At 63.7% G+C, this 17,204-nt stretch carries 14 protein-coding genes; 8 read left to right on the top strand and 6 right to left on the bottom strand.

The features are described 5' to 3' along the window. The first annotated feature begins 39 nt into the window (after positions 1 to 39). A complete protein-coding gene (gene ppk2, locus Q1L59_RS03930) occupies positions 40 to 1,308 on the top strand; it encodes a polyphosphate kinase 2 (protein ID WP_300328315.1) in 1,269 nt (422 codons plus the stop codon). Positions 1,309 to 1,413: 105 nt separating this feature from the next. On the opposite strand, the gene dut is transcribed toward ppk2, so the two are convergent. The 4 genes from dut to Q1L59_RS03910 are packed head-to-tail and all read right to left on the bottom strand — an operon-like array spanning position 1,414 to position 6,015. Next, positions 1,414 to 1,878 carry a dUTP diphosphatase gene (gene dut, locus Q1L59_RS03925; RefSeq protein ID WP_300328312.1) on the bottom strand — a complete coding sequence of 155 codons (465 nt, stop codon included), beginning with the start codon at positions 1,876 to 1,878 and terminating at the stop codon, positions 1,414 to 1,416. Beyond that, positions 1,851 to 3,071, bottom strand: coding sequence for a bifunctional phosphopantothenoylcysteine decarboxylase/phosphopantothenate--cysteine ligase CoaBC (gene coaBC, locus Q1L59_RS03920; RefSeq protein ID WP_300328310.1), 1,221 nt, complete (start codon positions 3,069 to 3,071; stop codon positions 1,851 to 1,853). Before coaBC ends, dut begins: the two co-directional genes overlap by 28 nt. Positions 3,072 to 3,111: 40 nt before the next feature. After that, positions 3,112 to 5,166, bottom strand: a complete 2,055-nt coding sequence (locus tag Q1L59_RS03915; RefSeq protein ID WP_300328307.1) for an ATP-binding protein — start codon at positions 5,164 to 5,166, stop codon at positions 3,112 to 3,114. 24 nt (positions 5,167 to 5,190) lie between these two features. Further along, positions 5,191 to 6,015 (bottom strand): substrate-binding domain-containing protein, encoded by an 825-nt coding sequence (locus Q1L59_RS03910; protein WP_300328305.1) that lies wholly within the window; start codon positions 6,013 to 6,015, stop codon positions 5,191 to 5,193. Positions 6,016 to 6,176: 161 nt separating this feature from the next. Here Q1L59_RS03910 and Q1L59_RS03905 point away from each other — a divergent pair, with 161 nt between their 5' ends. Continuing rightward, positions 6,177 to 6,713, top strand: a complete 537-nt coding sequence (locus Q1L59_RS03905) for a DUF2062 domain-containing protein (RefSeq protein ID WP_300328302.1) — start codon at positions 6,177 to 6,179, stop codon at positions 6,711 to 6,713. A gap of 2 nt (positions 6,714 to 6,715) precedes the next feature. On the opposite strand, the gene Q1L59_RS03900 is transcribed toward Q1L59_RS03905, so the two are convergent. Then, on the bottom strand, positions 6,716 to 7,225 hold the full coding sequence (locus tag Q1L59_RS03900; RefSeq protein ID WP_300328300.1) for a hypothetical protein: 510 nt from the start codon (positions 7,223 to 7,225) through the stop codon (positions 6,716 to 6,718). A gap of 355 nt (positions 7,226 to 7,580) precedes the next feature. Here Q1L59_RS03900 and Q1L59_RS03895 point away from each other — a divergent pair, with 355 nt between their 5' ends. Beyond that, a complete protein-coding gene (locus tag Q1L59_RS03895) occupies positions 7,581 to 8,390 on the top strand; it encodes a protein phosphatase 2C domain-containing protein (RefSeq protein ID WP_300328297.1) in 810 nt (269 codons plus the stop codon). Between the two features lie 22 nt (positions 8,391 to 8,412). On the opposite strand, the gene Q1L59_RS03890 is transcribed toward Q1L59_RS03895, so the two are convergent. Further along, entirely contained in the window at positions 8,413 to 9,576 is a 1,164-nt protein-coding gene (locus Q1L59_RS03890; RefSeq protein ID WP_300328295.1) for a CaiB/BaiF CoA-transferase family protein, read from the bottom strand. Between the two features lie 385 nt (positions 9,577 to 9,961). Between Q1L59_RS03890 and Q1L59_RS03885 the strand changes: the two genes are divergently transcribed. The 5 genes from Q1L59_RS03885 (at position 9,962) to Q1L59_RS03865 (ending at position 17,199) form a co-directional block, all read left to right on the top strand. Continuing rightward, a complete protein-coding gene (locus Q1L59_RS03885; RefSeq protein WP_300328293.1) occupies positions 9,962 to 10,840 on the top strand; it encodes a lytic transglycosylase domain-containing protein in 879 nt (292 codons plus the stop codon). Between the two features lie 111 nt (positions 10,841 to 10,951). Then, positions 10,952 to 11,809 (top strand): RNA polymerase sigma factor RpoH, encoded by an 858-nt coding sequence (gene rpoH, locus Q1L59_RS03880; RefSeq protein ID WP_300328289.1) that lies wholly within the window; start codon positions 10,952 to 10,954, stop codon positions 11,807 to 11,809. A 235-nt stretch (positions 11,810 to 12,044) separates the two neighbouring features. Continuing rightward, complete coding sequence (gene dnaE, locus Q1L59_RS03875) at positions 12,045 to 15,515, top strand: DNA polymerase III subunit alpha (RefSeq protein ID WP_300328286.1); 3,471 nt, start codon at positions 12,045 to 12,047, stop codon at positions 15,513 to 15,515. Between the two features lie 145 nt (positions 15,516 to 15,660). After that, complete coding sequence (locus Q1L59_RS03870; RefSeq protein WP_300328283.1) at positions 15,661 to 15,987, top strand: thioredoxin family protein; 327 nt, start codon at positions 15,661 to 15,663, stop codon at positions 15,985 to 15,987. A gap of 36 nt (positions 15,988 to 16,023) precedes the next feature. Further along, positions 16,024 to 17,199 (top strand): efflux RND transporter periplasmic adaptor subunit, encoded by a 1,176-nt coding sequence (locus Q1L59_RS03865; protein WP_300328280.1) that lies wholly within the window; start codon positions 16,024 to 16,026, stop codon positions 17,197 to 17,199. Positions 17,200 to 17,204: the final 5 nt, after the last annotated feature.

Below are 17,204 nucleotides of genomic sequence, written 5' to 3'. Positions count from 1 at the left end.
TTTTTGGTCACACGTACATCCACATCGGGAGAAAAATTGATGGACAAGAAAGCTCCGCCGGCCAATGCAAATGCTGAGGGCAGCACGGCGGCAGTCAACACACCCGCCGAAAACAGCGATTCACCCGCGCCGGCGCCCGCCCGGCGAACCGCCAGAACCCGCGCAGCGTCACCGGCGCAGCGCGCCGCCCAACCGCGCAAGGCGTCCGCCGGAGACGTGGCTCCGGCGCGGACGCCAGCCGCGATGGAAGCCTACGATGTTGCCGAAGCCACCAGCTCGGCGATCGAGCACAAGAAGGTCGCCCTGCGCGACATCATTGCGCACGCCACAGTCGGCGATTCGGCTTCCCTGGCGAAAACGCTGGAAGCGATCATGACCGGATCGTCGCCCGACGATGCCGTGGCGCTGCGCAAGGCTTTGCTCGGCAAGGACGAACCTCCGCCAGCCAAGCAGGCGACCAGTCCCGATGACGAACTCGCAACGAGCTGGCGCGACACCAATTCGTATCCATACCGCAACCTGATGTCGCGCAAGGCCTACGAAAAGCAGAAGTACCGCCTGCAGGTCGAACTGCTCAAGCTGCAGAACTGGATCAAGGAAACCGGCCAGCGCGTCGTGATCATCTTCGAGGGGCGCGATGCTGCGGGCAAGGGCGGTGCGATCAAGCGCTTCACCGAGCATCTCAACCCACGTGGCGGGCGCGTCGTCGCGCTCGAAAAGCCCAGCGAACTCGAGCGTGGGCAATGGTATTTCCAGCGTTACGTGAAGCATCTGCCGACGGCTGGCGAAATCGTCTTCTGTGACCGCTCATGGTACAACCGGGCCGGCGTCGAACGGGTCATGGGCTTCTGCACCGACGAAGAGTACAACGAATTCATGCGACAGACGCCGGAAGTCGAGCGTACCCTGGTGCGTAGTGGCATCCATCTGATCAAGTTCTGGTTCTCGGTCAGTCGCAAGGAGCAGCGGCGGCGCTTCAAGGAACGCGAGGTTCATCCGTTGAAGCAGTGGAAGCTGTCACCGATCGACCTCGCGTCGCTCGACAAGTGGGACGACTATACGAAGGCGAAGGAGTCGATGTTCTTCCATACCGACACGGCCGAGACGCCATGGACGGTGATCAAGTCCGACTGCAAGAAGCGTGCGCGTTTGAACGCCATGCGTTACGTGCTGCACAAGCTGAACTACACGGGCAAGGACATCGAAGCCATTGGTCCGATCGATCCACTGCTCGTCGGTCGTCCGCACGTGGTTTATGAACCGAGTGGATCCACCCATCCGGAGGTGGCCCACAAGCCTATCCTGTAGGCTGACCGGGGGAGGAAAAAGGGGCGCTGCGCGCTCCTTTTTTTTGCCTGCGATGCGTCGACAAAAGCAAGCCCGGCCGGCTGCTCGTCGTTTCTGACCGCAGGTTTACGCGTGACCGGTGCTGCCAAAACCACCGCTGCCGCGGTCGCTGGCCGGGAACTCATCGACGATCTGGAAGCCGACCTGCACCACTGGTACGACGACCAGTTGCGCCAGGCGGTCGAGCGGTTGCAGCAAGAAGCTGGCGGAACTCCGGTTCCAGGCAGAGATCATGATTTCGCCCTGGTAGTCCGAATCGATCAGACCGACCAGGTTGCCGAGAACGATGCCGTGCTTGTGGGCGAGACCAGAGCGCGGCAGGACGAGTGCAGCGAGGCCGGGGTCGTCGAGGTGAATGGCGATTCCGGCTGGAATCAGAACCGTTTCTCCCGGCTGAATCTCGAGTGGGGCCGCAATACACGCGCGTAGATCGAGACCGGCTGCGCCGGCTGTTGCATAGTGCGGCAGTTGATCGCGCAGCCGCTCGTCAAGCAGGCGGAGGTCTATGCGCCGAGTGACTTCTCTTTCCACGCTGCGCTTTCGAGTAGAGCTGCAATGCGCGCGACGAGCTGCCGAGCGAGGACGATCTTCGCTGCCTTGGGCAAGGGGTGCTGGCCTTCGTCGTCGAACAGGACCAGCGTATTCTCGTCGCCGCCGAACCCGTCGCCAATCAGGTTGCCGACGATGAGCGGAATTCGCTTGCTGCGTCGCTTGCGTTCAGCGTACTCGTGCAGCTTCTCGCTCTCAGCAGCAAAGCCTACGCACAGCGGAGGCTGGGCGAGGGCGGCGACTTCGCCGAGAATGTCCGGATTCTCGACCAAGGCGATCGTCGGTGTCGAGGTCTGCATCCCCTTCTTGATCTTTTCCGCCAGGGGTTTGGCCGGACGATAATCGGCGACTGCCGCGACGGCGATGAAGACGTCGTTGTCAGCAACCTCCCGATGGACTACCGCGTGCATTTCGAGCGCGCTGGTTACAGCGATGCGTCGCACACCGTATGGGCAGGGCAGTGCGACCGGGCCTGAAACGAGCGTCACCCGCGCCCCGGCATCGCTGGCCGCGCGAGCAATCGCGTAACCCATGCGCCCCGACGACAGGTTGCTGATCCCGCGTACCGGGTCGATTGCCTCAAAAGTTGGCCCGGCGGTGAGCAGGACACGCTTGCCGCGCAGCAGCTTCGGCTGAAAATGAGCCAGCAGCGCGGCCAGAATTTCGTCCACTTCAAGCATTCGGCCTGGCCCGTTCTCACCGCAAGCCTGCTCGCCCACGGCCGGCCCAATGATTTCGACACCGTCGGAACGCAGCAGGGCGGCGTTGCGCTGGGTCGCCGGGTTTTCCCACATTTGCCGGTTCATCGCCGGAGCGACAAGCAGCGGACACTCGCGCGCCAAGGCGAGCGTGCTCAACAGATCGTCTGCCAGTCCATGCGCCAGTTTGGCCAGACAATCGGCCGAGGCCGGTGCAATGAGCAGCACGTCGGCGCCGCGCGACAGGTCGATGTGCGCCATGTTGTTGGCGACGCGCGTGTCCCATTGATCAGTGAACACGGGCCTGCCGGACAGCGCCTGGAAGGTGACCGGGGTGACGAAGTGCGTCGCCGCCTCGCTCATCACCACCTGAACCGAAGCGCCCGCACCGACCAACAGGCGAACGAGCTCGGCACTCTTGTAAGCGGCGATGCCGCCGCTGATCCCCAGAACGATCCTTCTTGCTGCAAGTTCCATGTGCTCCACTCGCCAGTCGGATGATGTTGCCGGCGCGATTCTACTCGACATCGGCTGCCGATGGCCCTGCCTTGTTCAGCGTCATGACTCGTCGTATTTCATCAACCAGCGCCGCCTGGTTGATTGGCTTGGCGACATAGCCGTCCATGCCGGCGGCGAAACAGCGCTCGCGATCGCCCTGCAGCGCATTCGCGGTCATCGCGATGATCGGTACCCTGCCGCCGGCAAGCGCTTCGCGCTGGCGAATCCGAAGGGTCGCAGTCAGCCCGTCCATCTCCGGCATTTCCATGTCCATCAGGATCAGCGCGTAGCTCTTCTCAGCACTGCGCTGCAGCGCCTCGAGACCGGTGGCGGCGGTGTCGTACGACAAGCCCAACTGTTCGATCATCGCGGCTCCGACCACCTGGTTGACCTCGTTGTCGTCGACCAGCAGGATCGGTCCGGCAACCAGCTCGCTGACGGTCAACGACCTGGACGGCGCCGCTTGTTCGGCCATCGTCGTCTGCACCAGCGTCGCAGGAAGCTCTTCGGCCAGGCGGATCGGGAGCGAAAAACGGAAACAACTGCCCTGCCCCGGCGTACTCTCGACCTCGATGTCGCCGCCCATCGCCTGCACCAGTTCGCGCGAGATCATCAGGCCCAGGCCGCTACCACCATAGCGGCGCGTAATCGACTCGTCAGCTTGCCCGAAAGGCTGGAAGAGACGGCTTAACGCAGCCGCGTCCATGCCGATCCCGCTGTCACGGATGCTGAACAGCAGGCGACCCTGATCGATTTCGGTATGCAGATCGACCGTACCGCTCTCGGTGAACTTGATTGCATTTCCCGCCAGGTTGATGAGAACCTGGCGCAAGCGCGTTGGATCTCCGACCAGGCGCGCCGGCAAGTCGGGTGCGCTGACGGCCGAGAAGCGCAAACCCTTGGCGCTTGCCCGCTCGGCGACAATCGTGCCGACTTCGCCGATGAGCTGACGCAGATCGAAGCCGATCTCCTCGAGCGTCAGGCGCCCGGCCTCGATCTTGGCGAGGTCCAGCACCTGGTTGATCAGTTCGAGCAGGTGCTGGCCCGAGCGGTTGATCAGATGGACGTAGTTCTTGTGCGTCGGGCGCAAGGCTTCGCCATCGAGCACCTGAGCAAAGCCGAGAATGGCATTCAGTGGCGTGCGCAACTCGTGGCTCATGCGCGAAACGAACTCGGATTTGGCGCGGCTGGCGCGTTCAGCCTCTTCCTTGGCGGTCAGCATGGCTGCCCAGGCCAGGCGCAGTTTGCGATTCGCCTCGTTGGTCTGGCGCACGAAGAGCCAGCCGGCCAGGACGACGAGAGCGACGACCAGTGCAACCAGTGCCCATTCCGTGCGCCGGAAGTTCTCTCGCTGTTCGGCCTGACGCACCTCGATTCGCCGCAGATGCTCGCTGCTGTCCGCGAACATCCGATTGGCGTTCTCGTTGACGCGGAAGAAGAGCGGCGGAATGCCCTTCATGAACAGGCCAATCTCCTGTTGTACGGCGAAGAAACGCTCGCGATCGGCGCGATCGCGGTTTCCCCACTGGCGGACCAGGAGTTGTTCGAGTTCATCCGACCGTTTGCGGATGACATCGACCAAGGGCGCGATCTCGATCATTTCCATGACGAACGATGAATCGCTGCCGCTGGGCGAATACGACACTTCGCGTACCGACTCGTCGCGCCCCTCGATGTTGAGGAACATTTCGCGGCGGACGACCCCCCCGCGCTCGAGCACGTGCAGGGCATGCGCAAGCTTGTCGAGTTGCGTCCTGATCTCGTGCTGGCTGCGCTTCAAGGCCGCCGGGTTGTCGGCCGCGGCCAGGCGATAGACGGCAGTTTCGACGCTGCCGATGATGCGCACGATCTCATCGCCAATGAACAGCCGCGCGCGCTCGTTGGTGCCGCTCTGTTCGAGCTTGCCGTACAGATCGGCGAAGAACACTTTGAGACCGACGACGACCAGCAGACCAGCGAAGAATCCACCCAAGAGCCAAAGCAGGCGGCCGGCCGAAAACACCTGCAGGTCGCTGCCTGGCAATTGATTGGCCAGCAATGTTGAGCGCCAGCGCAGCATGCCCCCCAGGCGCATGAGCAATCCTCGTCAGCTCGCCGTTCAGCGCTTGTTCCGTTTGTCGAGAAAACCGTGCTTGCGGAAGATCGCCTGCCCTTCTTCACCCGCCGAGAAAGCAATGAAGCGCCGTGCGATCTCCTTGTTGCGCGAGAAGGTGAGCAGATTGAGCAGTAGTGCCTGCGGCCTGGCCAGCTTGGCGTCGAGGTCGACGACATCGAGCGCGCCAATGTTGTCGGCGAAAAAGCCGGTTGCCCGCCAGTTGAGGACGGCATCGACCTCACCCTTCTTGAGCGCGTTGTTCAGACCGCGCGAGTCGGGTGCAAGGAAAGCGGCGGCGGCAACCACCTTCTGGTAGATGCGGATTTCGTCAAGGACATCCTTGCTCTCCTTGCCCACGCTACCCGAGTTGGCGTTGCCGATGCTCACCACCAGGTCCTTGCGCAGCAGTTCGCGCGGGTCACCCTTGACGTTTTTCGGGTTGCCTTTCGCCACGAGGATTGCCAACTGGTTGTAGCCGACGAGTTCGAACTCGCCGAGCAGTCCCTCGTGCAGATACTTGTCGCGATAGCTTGGCTCTCCCGGCAGGTAGAGGTCGCCGATGCCGGCCTTCTTGGCCGCCTGGTACAGATCCTCGGAACCCCCTTGCGTCAGCGTGATGCGGACGTTCTCCCGCTTCTCGAAAGCCTGCGCGATCTCCGACATCGGACGCACCATGGTGATCCCGCAGTAGAGCAGCAGCTCGGGCCGGCCGCCCTGCGCCGATGCCGTCGCGGAAGCGACGATCACCAGCAGAGCCAGTGCAGCGCGCACAGCGCGCAACTGGCGGCGGCAGCCGGCAGCGAGTCGACGGAAGAAGTGGTAGTCCATCTGTTTCTCCAGACCTTGATCGCGGATGAAAGGGAACGAACTGTGCGTCGCTGCGAGAAAGCGCGATAATCTGTCGATTGTACCGGGAAAAGCGGGCGCTCTGAGCGGACGATGGCAGACGCCGACTTGCCCCGCCCAGCCACCTCGCGACATGCCTGTCGATGCGCGCTTATCTCAAGAAACTCCTTCCCGGCCGCGAAGCCGTCCGCAACAACCGCTGGCTGAGGCCGTTCGTATCGGCCCTGCTGCATCCACGGCTCTGGCACCTCAATCGCCATTCGGCCGCTTCCGCGGTTGCCGTGGGGCTGTTTTGCGGTTTGATTCCAGGACCCTTCCAAATGATCGGCGCCGCTCTGGGAGTCCTCGCTTGCCGCGCCAATCTTCCCTTGGCATTGCTCGTCACCTTGTATACCAATCCGCTGACGATCGTTCCCCTCTATCTCCTGGCGTACCAGATCGGCCGCCTGCTGATTGGCGACGGAGCCGCTTTCATTGCGCCGCCCGAGTTCAGCCTGACTGCTTTCGGCGCCTGGAGCGCCGCCTTCCAGGCGTGGATGGCGCAGGCGGTGAAGCCGCTGGCGGCCGGGCTGCTGGCGCTGGCCAGCAGCCTTGCGCTCTTCGGCTACCTGACGACGAAGGCCGCCTGGCGCATCTACCTGATCAGCGCCTGGCGCAAACGGCGCAGAGCTCGCGCCTAGTTTCAGTTGCCGATATGCATCTGGTACTTCGCCCCGCTGGCAAAGGAGCACGTTCCGGTTCCCTGGTAGGGCGTGCCCATCTGGTACTCGCACGACATGTACATGCCGCCCGGGCTGAATGCGCTGGCAACGCCGCGCTTGTCCTCACTCGCCAAGCGCGTCGCCTCGCCACTGAGGACTTCGCCTTCGTAGTTGACGACAAAACGACCCTTGCCGCTCATCATGTTGGCTACCGACCCGCTGACGACGCCGGTCTTCGTCGCGCGCTCGTTGGCCGGGTACAAGCGCACGGTCAAGGTCGCCGGTGAAGCGCTAGCCGGTATTCCTGGCGAGGCTGTTCCTGCCGGAGGAACTGGTAAGGGTGTGCCTGGCGGCGGCAGCGGGTAATAGCCGTAATTTACTGTTCCGTCGGGCGCGGTTGCCGGCACGACATAGCAGGCCGCCAGCGCGAAAGCGCTGCCGACAACGACCAATGCGGCTCGCCAGCCACGAAGCGCTTCGTTCTTGCCCATGCTTGATCTCCTTTCGTATGAGGCTGCGGACTCGGCCGATTCGACCGATCACGGCAAGTATAGTCGGTCGTGCAGCAGCATGAAATCAGGGCTTCGCCGCGCCGACCGGCACGCGCGTGGGAACCCTGCCGGCAGCGAGCGACTCTGAACGACTGGCCGGGTGGGGAAACCGGAGGCTGGCGACAATCCGCGTCGGCGTGGCACAATGCCACTGCTGCACTCGAGCAGGAGCTTCAGATGCGGATGCGACTCATCCCCCAGCTTGATGACAAGGAAATACCGGATGGGCAACTGGATTTCGGCTCTGGCCAGAGCCCTAAGGCGTCTTCGGCGTGGCAGTTCGGCTCGGCGTCGGATGGGCGAAGATGATCCGGACAAGCCGACGATGGAGTACATGATCGACGCGCACGTGGCAACCGACATCGGCTGTGTGCGCGAGACGAACCAGGATGCGGTCGCCCTCGTTCAGCCGGCAAGCGGCGCGGAGACGAAACGTCGTGGCCTGCTGGCCATCGTCGCCGATGGCATGGGCGGGCACAAGGGCGGTGCGGTGGCCAGTGCGCTGGCGGTCGAGACGGTCTGCCAGCGCTACTTTGCCGAGACCGACGACGAACCGGCGCGTGCGCTCGAACTCGCCATGCGAGAAGCCAATCGGGTGATTCATGCGGCCGCGCAGGGCAATCCAGCGCTCGATGGCATGGGGACGACGGCCACTGCGCTTGTCCTGGTGAATGGCGAAGCGATTTATGCGCATGTTGGCGACAGCCGCCTGTATCGCTGCGTGCAAGGTCGCTGCGCGCAGCTCACGGAGGATGACTCGCTGGTTGAACAGATGGTCAGGAACGGCATCATCACCGCCTGCGAGACGCACCGTCACCCTTTCCGGAGCGTCCTCCTGCGTTCGCTCGGCACATCGGAAGATCTGGATATCCGTGCCCAACGTGGCGTTCGCTTACACGGCGGCGAGACCTTTGTTCTCTGTTCCGACGGTTTGCACGACGGCGTCGGAATGAAGGACATTGCCGCGGCTGTCGATTTGCCAAGTGCCGAAGCAGCCTGTCGCCGGCTGATCGACCTGGCGTGCGAGCGCGATGGGAGCGACAACATCTCGGTCGGCGTTGTCGCGGTGCGCGCCGAAGCGCCGTCAGCCGCGCACTCCACCTGAGGCGACCATCGGCAGCGCGCGCTCAAATGGCGCCGGTCGCGCGCAAGCGGGCGATCTCGTCGAGCTCGCAGCCAAGCTCGTGCAGAATTTCCGTACTATGCTCGCCTGCCGCTGGCGCCGTCCGCCGTGCGGCAAAGGAAAACTCGCTGATCTTGTACGGCGGAGCAAACTGTTTTACCCCATCGACTTCGACGATCATCCCGCGCGCCAGCAGTTGCTCGTTGGCCAGGCTTTCTTCGAAGCGCAATACCGGACTCACGCAGCAGTCGACGCGAGCGAAGACTTCGCTCCATTCGGCAAAGCTGCGTGCGGCAAAGATCTGTGCGAGTTCATCGCGCACGCGCTGGCCTTCGCTCCCCGTGGCGAAAGCGAAAGCTTGCAGGTCGGGGCGGTCGAGCACCTGGCACAGGGTCTGCCAGAACTTGGGTTCCATTGCGCTGACCGCCAGATGACGGCCATCACGGGTCGCATAGACCGCGTAACTCGGCATGCCCCCGGCGAGCAGATCTTCGCCGCGCGGCAGAGCCTGACCGAAAGCAAGCACGGCGAGCAAGGGAAAGAAGCTGTGCGCGAAGACGCTGTCGGTCATGGCTACGTCGATGTAGCGACCGCGCCCACTCGCCCGCGCGTCGACGATGCCGGCAAGGATGCCGACGAGGGCGGTCAGCGAGCCGCCGAAAAGGTCACCGATCTGGAAGTTGGGCAGCGCCGGCGGACCGCCGGGCAAGCCGATCTGATCGAGCAGTCCGCAATAGGCGAGATAGTTCAGGTCGTGGCCGGCGCGATCGCGATAGGGTCCGTCCTGCCCGTAGCCGGTAATCGCGCAGTAGGCGATGCGCGGGTTGATCGCCGAAACGCTCGAGTAGCCAATGCCCAGCTTGTCGACGATGCCCGGCCGAAAGCCTTCGACGATGACATCCGCGGTCGCCGCGAGACGCAGGAAGACGGCGACTGCGCTCGCCTGTTTGAGGTCCAGGCAGAGGCTGCGCTTGTTGCGGTTAACCAGCTGGAAATAGCTGATCCCCCCGTGCACGGCGCCGGCAGTGCGCGCGTAATCGCCGGCACCGGTGTCTTCAATCTTGATCACGTCGGCGCCGAGGTCGGCGAGATGCATGGTGGCCAGGGGCCCGGGCAGAAGGCGCGTCAGATCGAGCACGCGCAAGCCGGCGAGAGGAAGGGAACGCATGGTGTGGCTTTCGCAAGAAGGGGTTTGGCGGAAGGTGAGCAAAGAGACACGGAGACACGGACGAAGGACGCTGGGCAGCCGATGGTGCTTCGCCGCCGCGGATTTCCGGTCGCTCGTGAGTTCCTCGGTGCACGTCGCATTGTAATCCCGGACGAGCGCATGGATCCGCCCGGGAATTGATCGAAAATGCCTGCGCCGGCGGCCAGCGGTTCAATCAAGACCATCGGAGTGTGAAAGAGTGCACCGCGCGACCAACGAGCTTGCGTGCATAATCCTCCTCGCTACCCTGTCACTTGCTCATGCTTGATGCATCCTTCTGTTGCCAGTTCGACTTGTTGATCGTCGCCGCGGGCAACTTTCTTCCGCCGATTTCGAGCCACGCCTGATGATTCGCCCGATCCTCCTGCTTCTCATGCTCCTCAGCAGCCTGGTAGAAGCAACGACGGAGCCGCCGGTTACCGCCGATCCCTACCTCGAAGCGCCGCGCGTCACTGCTGCGCTGGCGCAAGGCCGTGCCGCGGAGCTGGGAATAGGCATCCGCAAGAACCTCGGACTTGCCATTGCACTTTACTGCGATGCCGGGGCAATGGGCAGTCCGGAAGGTTTCTTCCGCGTCGGCCGACTGCTCGCCAGCGGATCGGCAAGTACTGGCCAGCGGCGCCTGGCCAATGCGTATCTGGCGCTCGCCGCGCGCCTGGGGAACGTCGAAGCACTCAAATACCATATCCCGAGTATCGGCAATGACGAGATCGGTGAAGACTGTGCCGGTGTTGCGAGCGGTACCATTGCCAAGAGTCAGGCGGTGGGTGGCCCATGGGAAGGTTCATCCTTTGATCTCGACGCCTACCTCGCACGCCAGCCGGCGGCCAAGCAGAGAATTGCGCAGTTGATCCGCGACGTCGCACCGCAGTACAAGGTCGACGCGCGTCTGGCGCTGGCCATCGCCCTGGCTGAGTCGAACCTCGAGGCGGCTGCCGTTTCGCCGAAAAATGCTCAGGGGGTCATGCAACTGATTCCGGCGACACAGGAGCGCTTCGGCGTTCGCCGGCCCTTCGATCCAGAACACAACGTGCGGGGAGCACTGGCTTACTTGAACTGGCTGCAGAAGCGCTTTGCCGGCGACTGGCGCCTGATGGTTGCTGCCTACAACTCCGGAGAAGGCACGGTTGATCGCTATGGTGGTGTCCCGCCGTATCCGGAAACGATGCAGTATGTCCGCCGCGTGCTGCATTTCACCGGCGCGACCACCAAGGTAAAGGGCTGAGAGGGAAACGCATTCCACCGCGGGGATTGAACTTTGGGCGATATTAGCACTCTCATCGCGCGAGTGCTAAAATGAAGCCGAAAAGTCATTTCCGAGGAGGAATCAAGCCAAATGACCCAAGCAATCAGTCTGCCCACGCTCTCTGCGGTCGGTACCATCGACGCTTACATCCAAGCGGCGCGGCGTTTTCCGGTGCTCAGCGAAGACGAGGAGTTCGGTCTGGCGACGCGCTTTCGCGAGGAGAACGACCTGGACGCGGCGCGTCAACTCGTCCTCTCGCACCTGCGTCTGGTCATCGCCATCTCGCGCGGCTATCTCGGTTACGGTCTGCCGCACGCGGATTTGATCCAGGAGGGCAACGTGGGCCTGATGAAAGCCGTCAAGCGATTCGATCCGCGGCGCGGCGTTCGCCTGGTCTCGTTTGCCATCCACTGGATCAAGGCGGAAATCCACGAGTATGTGCTGAAGAATTGGCGCATGGTCAAGCTGGCGACGACCAAGGCGCAACGCAAGCTTTTCTTCAACCTGCGGAGCATGCGCGAAGGCAGCGAGGCGCTCAATCCGTTGCAGGTGGCCGACATCGCGCAGCGCCTGAGCGTCAAGACGGACGATGTCGTCGAAATGGATACTCGCCTGGCCGGACACGACGTGGCCCTGGAAGGCGACAGCGACGACGAAGACGCTTTTGCCCCGATTGCCTATCTGGCCGATCATTCGAGCGAGCCGATGCGCGTTCTCGAAGCGCGCGCGCGCGACGCGCTGCACGGCGAGGGGCTGCAGAGCGCGCTGGCCAGCCTGGACGCACGCAGTCGGCGAATCATCGAAGCACGCTGGCTGAGCGATGACAGCCCGGCGACTCTGCACGAACTCGCCGCTGAATTCGGCGTTTCAGCGGAGCGGATTCGCCAGATCGAAGCCAAGGCGCTGCAGAAGATGCGTCTCAGCCTGGCTCCGCTGGTGGCTGCGTAGAACGCAGCCGCCCGCCTGCGCCGTGGCAGGCATGAGGTCGTCGCCAGCAAGCGGGAACCGGCGGGGCAAGCCAACGCGGCGGCGCAAGCGCGCTCGGCGTGCCGGGACGTCGCCCGGCCGGCAAGCGCACTTTGCTCGCGTGCGCGCCGGCTGACCGCCGCCTGAGCGCCACACACGCCGCGCCCGCCTGAGCGATCGGCGTCGTTCGGCGCGCGGCACGCGGTAAAATGGCCGCATGTCTGCCCCCCCGTTCATTCATCTTCGGCTGCATAGCGAGTATTCGGTCACCGAGGGCATCGTTCGCTTGCAGGACGCTGTAGCGCGGGCGGTGAGTTACCGCATGCCGGCGCTGGCCTTGACCGACCTGAGCAATCTGTTCGGGCTGGTCAAGTTCTATTCGTATGCCCGGAACAACGGGATCAAGCCGCTGCTCGGCAGCGACGTGACCATCGCCAACGAGGCCGACCCCGATCGCCCGTATCGCCTTGTCCTGCTCTGTCGTTCGCTGCAGGGTTACCGACAACTCTGCGATCTCCTCTCGCGCGCCTATCTCGCGCCACGCGTGCGCGGCCGCGCCGAGATTACCCGGCGAATGCTGCGCGAGGTCGGCGTCGACGGCTTGATCGCACTGTCCGGCGCTGGCGCCGGCGATATCGGCGAGGCCTTGCTGCAGGGAAATCGGGTCCAGGCGGCGAGCCGGGCGCGCTTCTGGGAAGCCCTCTTTGCGGGCGCCTTCTACCTCGAGGTGCAGCGCTATGGTCAGGCGCAGCAGGAGCTGCTGGTTAGCGAAACGGCCGCGCTGGCAGCGGAAATGGACTTGCCGCTGGTCGCCACGCATCCGGTGCAGTTCCTTGAACGCGGTGACTTCAAAGCGCACGAAGCACGCGTGTGCATCGCCGAGGGCTATATGCTGGGCGACCCGCGACGCCCTCGACCCTACACCGAGGAACAGTATTTCAAGTCGGGCGAGGAAATGGCCGAGCTTTTTGCCGACCTGCCGGCTGCGCTCGAGAACTCGGTCGAGATTGCCCGTCGCTGCAATCTGCAGATCACCCTCGGCAAGAGTTACCTGCCGGATTTCCCGACGCCGGCAGGCGTCACGCTGGCCGACTTCCTGCGCCAGGAAGCGCGCGTCGGCCTCGAGCGTCGACTGCAGCAGCTCTTTCCGGACGAGCTGGCGCGCGCCCGGCAACGCGCGCCTTACGACGAACGCCTGCAGCTCGAAACCGACACCATCATTCAGATGGGTTTTCCCGGCTATTTCCTGATCGTTGCCGACTTCATCAACTGGGCCAAGCGCAATGGCTGCCCGGTCGGACCCGGGCGGGGCTCGGGCGCCGGTTCGGTGGTCGCCTACGCGCTCGGAATCACCGATCTCGATCCTCTTCGCTACGCACTGCTCTTTGAACGCTTCCTGAATCCCGAGCGTGTTTCGATGCCCGACTTCGACATCGACTTCTGCCAGGACAACCGCTGGCGGGTGATCGAGTACGTTCGCCAGAAGTATGGCGCGGCCGCGGTATCGCAGATCGTCACCTTCGGCACGATGTCGTCAAGGGCAGTCCTCCGCGATGTGGGCCGGGTGCTCGATCTACCGTACAACTTTTGCGACCAGATTTCCAAGTTGATTCCGGTCGAGGCGAACAGACCGCTTTCGCTGGCCAAGGCGATCGCCGCCGAACCGCAATTGAAGGCAAGGATCGACGAGGAGGAGGAAGTCCGTGAGCTGTTCGACCTCGCCGCCCGCCTGGAAGATCTGACCCGAAACGTCGGGATGCACGCCGGCGGCGTGCTGATCGCGCCGGGCAAGTTGACCGATTTCTGTCCGGTCTACTCGGCAGATGGCGGCGGCTCGGTCGTTTCGCAGTTCGACAAGGACGATGTCGAGAAGATCGGTCTGGTCAAGTTCGACTTCCTCGGTCTGCGCAACCTGACGATTATCGAGCTCGCGCTGAACTACGTCGAACGTTTGACTGGCGAGCGTCCCGATCTGCATGCGCTGCCCTTCGACGATGCTCAGGCTTACCAGATCCTCAGAGACGGCAACACGACGGCGATCTTCCAGGTCGAATCGGAGGGCATGAAGAAGCTCATCCGTAAACTCGCCCCTGACCGCTTCGAGGACATCATCGCGGTCCTTGCCCTGTACCGGCCGGGGCCACTCGGTTCGGGAATGGTCGATGACTTCATCCTGCGCAAGAAGGGCCAGCAGAAGATCGACTACTTCATCGATGATCTGAAGACCTGTCTTGAACCGACCTATGGCGTCATCGTCTATCAGGAACAGGTGATGCAGATCGCGCAGATCATCGGCGGCTACACGCTCGGTGCGGCCGACCTGCTGCGCCGGGCAATGGGCAAGAAGAAGGCCGAGGAGATGGCGCTGCATCGCGACCTGATGCGCGTCGGCGCGAAGAATCGGGGTTATGACGAGAGGCTGGCCATGCAGCTTTTCGACCTGATGGAAAAGTTCGCCGAGTACGGTTTCAACAAGTCGCATACGGCGGCGTATGCCGTAGTCACCTACCATACCGCTTGGCTCAAGGCGCACCATTGTGCTGCGTTCATGGCGGCGACGCTGTCGTCGGACATGGACAACACCGACGCCGTCAAGACCTTCCACGACGACGCCGTCGACAACGGCCTGCGTATTCTCGGCCCGGATATCAACGCTTCCGAGTATCGCTTTACTCCCGTTGACCGCGCAACGATCCGTTACGGTCTCGGGGCAGTCAAGGGGACTGGCGAGCTGGCGGTCAACAACATCATTCAGGCGCGCCAGGCGAAGGGTCCGTTCACGGATCTGTTCGATTTTTGCCGGCGTGCCGACAAGCGTCTGGTCAACCGGCGAACGATCGAAGCCCTGATCCGCGCTGGTGCCTTCGATTCGCTCGACAGCCAGCGTGCGCGCCTGCTCGCGTCGGTCGGGATCGCCATGGAAGCGGCCGAACAGGCCGATCGCAATGCGCTGCAGGCGAGCCTCTTCGACCTCCTGCCCAGCGACCAGGACATCCAGGCCGGGCACGGCGCGCGCTACGTCGAAGCTCCCGCCTGGAGCGAGCGCCAGAAGCTCAACGAAGAGAAGCTGGCCCTCGGTTTCTACTTCTCCGGGCACCCCTTTCATGCCGTGCAGGCCGAGGTCTCGCGTTTCGTCGCGCGGCCGTTGGTGGCGCTCGAAGCGCGCAAGGAAAGCCAGTACCTCGCCGGGCTGGTCGTCGGCGTGCGCAGCAAGCTGACCGCGCGCGGCAAGATGGCTTTCGTCCAGCTCGACGACAGCACCACCTCGCTGGAGGTCTCGGTTTTCAACGAGCTGCTCGTAGCGGAGCGGAGCAAGATCAGGGAAGACGAGGTGCTGATCGTCGAAGGAAAGGTTCAGCGCGACGATTTTGCCGGCGAGGGCCGCGTCAAGGTGGTCGCCGATCGGTTGTTGACGCTTGCCGAAGCGCGCAGCCGATTCGCTCGTCACCTGCGTTTGTCGCTGAACGGTCAGGCGAGCAGCAACCCGGCCGTCGCCGTGCAGCGCCTGCGTGCACTCCTCGCTCCGTATATCCCGGGCGATTGCCCGGTTCGCCTGGCCTACTGCAATCGCGAAGCGGCTTGTGAACTGCTTTTTGGCGACGCCAGTCGGGTGCGCCTGGAGGACGAGCTGCTCACCGCCTTGAGCGAATGGCTGAGCAGCGACAATGTGCGTGTCGACTATGCCTAGCGGCTCCGGGTCCAAGCGCCCGATCATCCGGGCAGGCCGCCGGCAGCATCCTCCGCTGATCGCTGATCGTGTCGGCAAGCCGGTCGCTGGGCTGATGGCTGCCTGGCCAGCTTCTGCTTTCTTCCTTCGCTGAGAGACCTCTGACGTGAATACCCCTTTTCTTGAAATCGAACCGGCGCGCGCCGAGATCGATGCGCTTGCCGGACCCACGCTGGTCGAGTTTGGTGCACCCTGGTGCGAACACTGCCAGGCCGCTCAGCCACTGATCCGGGAAGCCCTCGCCACGCATCGGGAAGTCCGCCACTTGCGCATCGAAGACGGGCGGGGGCGGCGTCTTGGGCGGTCGTTCGGCGTCAAGCTTTGGCCGACGCTGATCTTTCTCAGCGACGGTCGCGAGGCCGAACGTCTGGTCCGGCCGGCCGGCAGCGAGGCAATTGAACGCGCGCTGCTGCGCATCGATCATCCCCTCTGAGGCGGCGATCGCTGGCGCGGAAGGCGATCGGAAGCGATGAGCCGACGTTTCTGGCTGAGCGCAGCGCTGCTCGTCACGCTGGTCGCCTTTAGCGCATACTGGTACGGCGCGTCGCGCACTCCCGACGCGAGCAAGCCGGCCAAGGGACAGCCGCCGGTTCCGGTGAGCGTCGCGCGGGCGACGACGCGCGACCTGCCCGTGCTGCTCGAGGTCGTCGGGCGGGGCGAGGCCTACGCAACGGTCAGTCTGAAGGCACGGGTCGATGGACAGGTGGCGGCCGTCGTCTTTTCCCCCGGCCAGCACGTGCGCGCGGGCGACGAGCTGGTTCGGCTCGACGGAAAGGATTTTGCCTTGCGCCTGCGTCAGGCCGAAGCCAATCTCGGGCGAAGTGCCGCTCAACTGAGCAAGGCGCAGAGGGATAGCGGGCGGCAGATCGCTTTGCGTGAGCGCGGGTTCATATCGGACGAGAAGGTCAACGAAACACGCACGGCGGAAGCGGTGATCGATGCGACGCTGCGCGCCGATCGCGCGGCGGTGGATCTGGCGCGCGCGCAGCTTTCGTACACGACAGTCCGCGCGCCTTTCGCCGGTGTCGTTGGCGCGCACCTGGTTTTCCCCGGGGCGGCGGTCAAGCTCAACGACACGGTGCTCGCCGTCGTCAATCGCGTTCGCCCGCTGTACGTCAGTTTCTCCGTGCCGGAAAGGCATCTGCCGCGCCTGCGCCAGGCGCTGGCTCGGGGCGGTGCGAGCTGCCAACCGGCTGCCTGTCTGCAGGTCGAGGTGACTGTGCCGGGCGAAGCATCGCGGCGTTTCGTCGGGGCGGTGCGCTTCATTGACAACGCGGTGGACACGACCACCGGCACGATTCAGGTCAAGGCCGTCGTCGCCAATGATGACGAAGCCTTGACACCTGGCCAGTTTCTGAACGTTGCTCTGACGCTCGAGACGCTGAAGCAAGCCGTCGTCGTGCCAAGCCAGGCGATCCAGCAGGGACCGGAAGGTCCGTTTCTCTTTGCCGTCAACGGCGAAGGCGTCGCCGAGGTGCGGCGGATCGGCGTTGGTGCAAGCTTTGCCGGGGTGACTGCAGTCAGCGGAACGATCCAGTCGGGAGAGCAGGTGGTCATCGACGGACAGCTCAGGTTGGCTCCAGGCAGCAAAGTGCAGATCGCGCCAGAGGCGCCCGGCGTTCCGCCCGCCGCGAACTCGTCGTAGAAAGC

The sequence above is a fragment of the Accumulibacter sp. genome (assembly GCF_029255125.1).
Classification (GTDB): Bacteria; Pseudomonadota; Gammaproteobacteria; order Burkholderiales; family Rhodocyclaceae; genus Accumulibacter.
This window is presented reverse-complemented; position numbering and strand designations above follow the sequence as displayed.

Coding starts and splice junctions, on each gene's coding strand:
- ppk2 (WP_300328315.1), top strand. CDS start 40: ATGGACAAGAAAGCTCCGCCGGCCAATGCAAATGCTGAGGGCAGCACG.
- coaBC (WP_300328310.1), bottom strand. CDS start 3,071: ATGGAACTTGCAGCAAGAAGGATCGTTCTGGGGATCAGCGGCGGCATC.
- Q1L59_RS03915 (WP_300328307.1), bottom strand. CDS start 5,166: ATGCGCCTGGGGGGCATGCTGCGCTGGCGCTCAACATTGCTGGCCAAT.
- Q1L59_RS03910 (WP_300328305.1), bottom strand. CDS start 6,015: ATGGACTACCACTTCTTCCGTCGACTCGCTGCCGGCTGCCGCCGCCAG.
- Q1L59_RS03905 (WP_300328302.1), top strand. CDS start 6,177: ATGCGCGCTTATCTCAAGAAACTCCTTCCCGGCCGCGAAGCCGTCCGC.
- Q1L59_RS03900 (WP_300328300.1), bottom strand. CDS start 7,225: ATGGGCAAGAACGAAGCGCTTCGTGGCTGGCGAGCCGCATTGGTCGTT.
- Q1L59_RS03895 (WP_300328297.1), top strand. CDS start 7,581: ATGGGCGAAGATGATCCGGACAAGCCGACGATGGAGTACATGATCGAC.
- Q1L59_RS03890 (WP_300328295.1), bottom strand. CDS start 9,576: ATGCGTTCCCTTCCTCTCGCCGGCTTGCGCGTGCTCGATCTGACGCGC.
- Q1L59_RS03885 (WP_300328293.1), top strand. CDS start 9,962: ATGATTCGCCCGATCCTCCTGCTTCTCATGCTCCTCAGCAGCCTGGTA.
- rpoH (WP_300328289.1), top strand. CDS start 10,952: ATGACCCAAGCAATCAGTCTGCCCACGCTCTCTGCGGTCGGTACCATC.
- dnaE (WP_300328286.1), top strand. CDS start 12,045: ATGTCTGCCCCCCCGTTCATTCATCTTCGGCTGCATAGCGAGTATTCG.
- Q1L59_RS03865 (WP_300328280.1), top strand. CDS start 16,024: ATGAGCCGACGTTTCTGGCTGAGCGCAGCGCTGCTCGTCACGCTGGTC.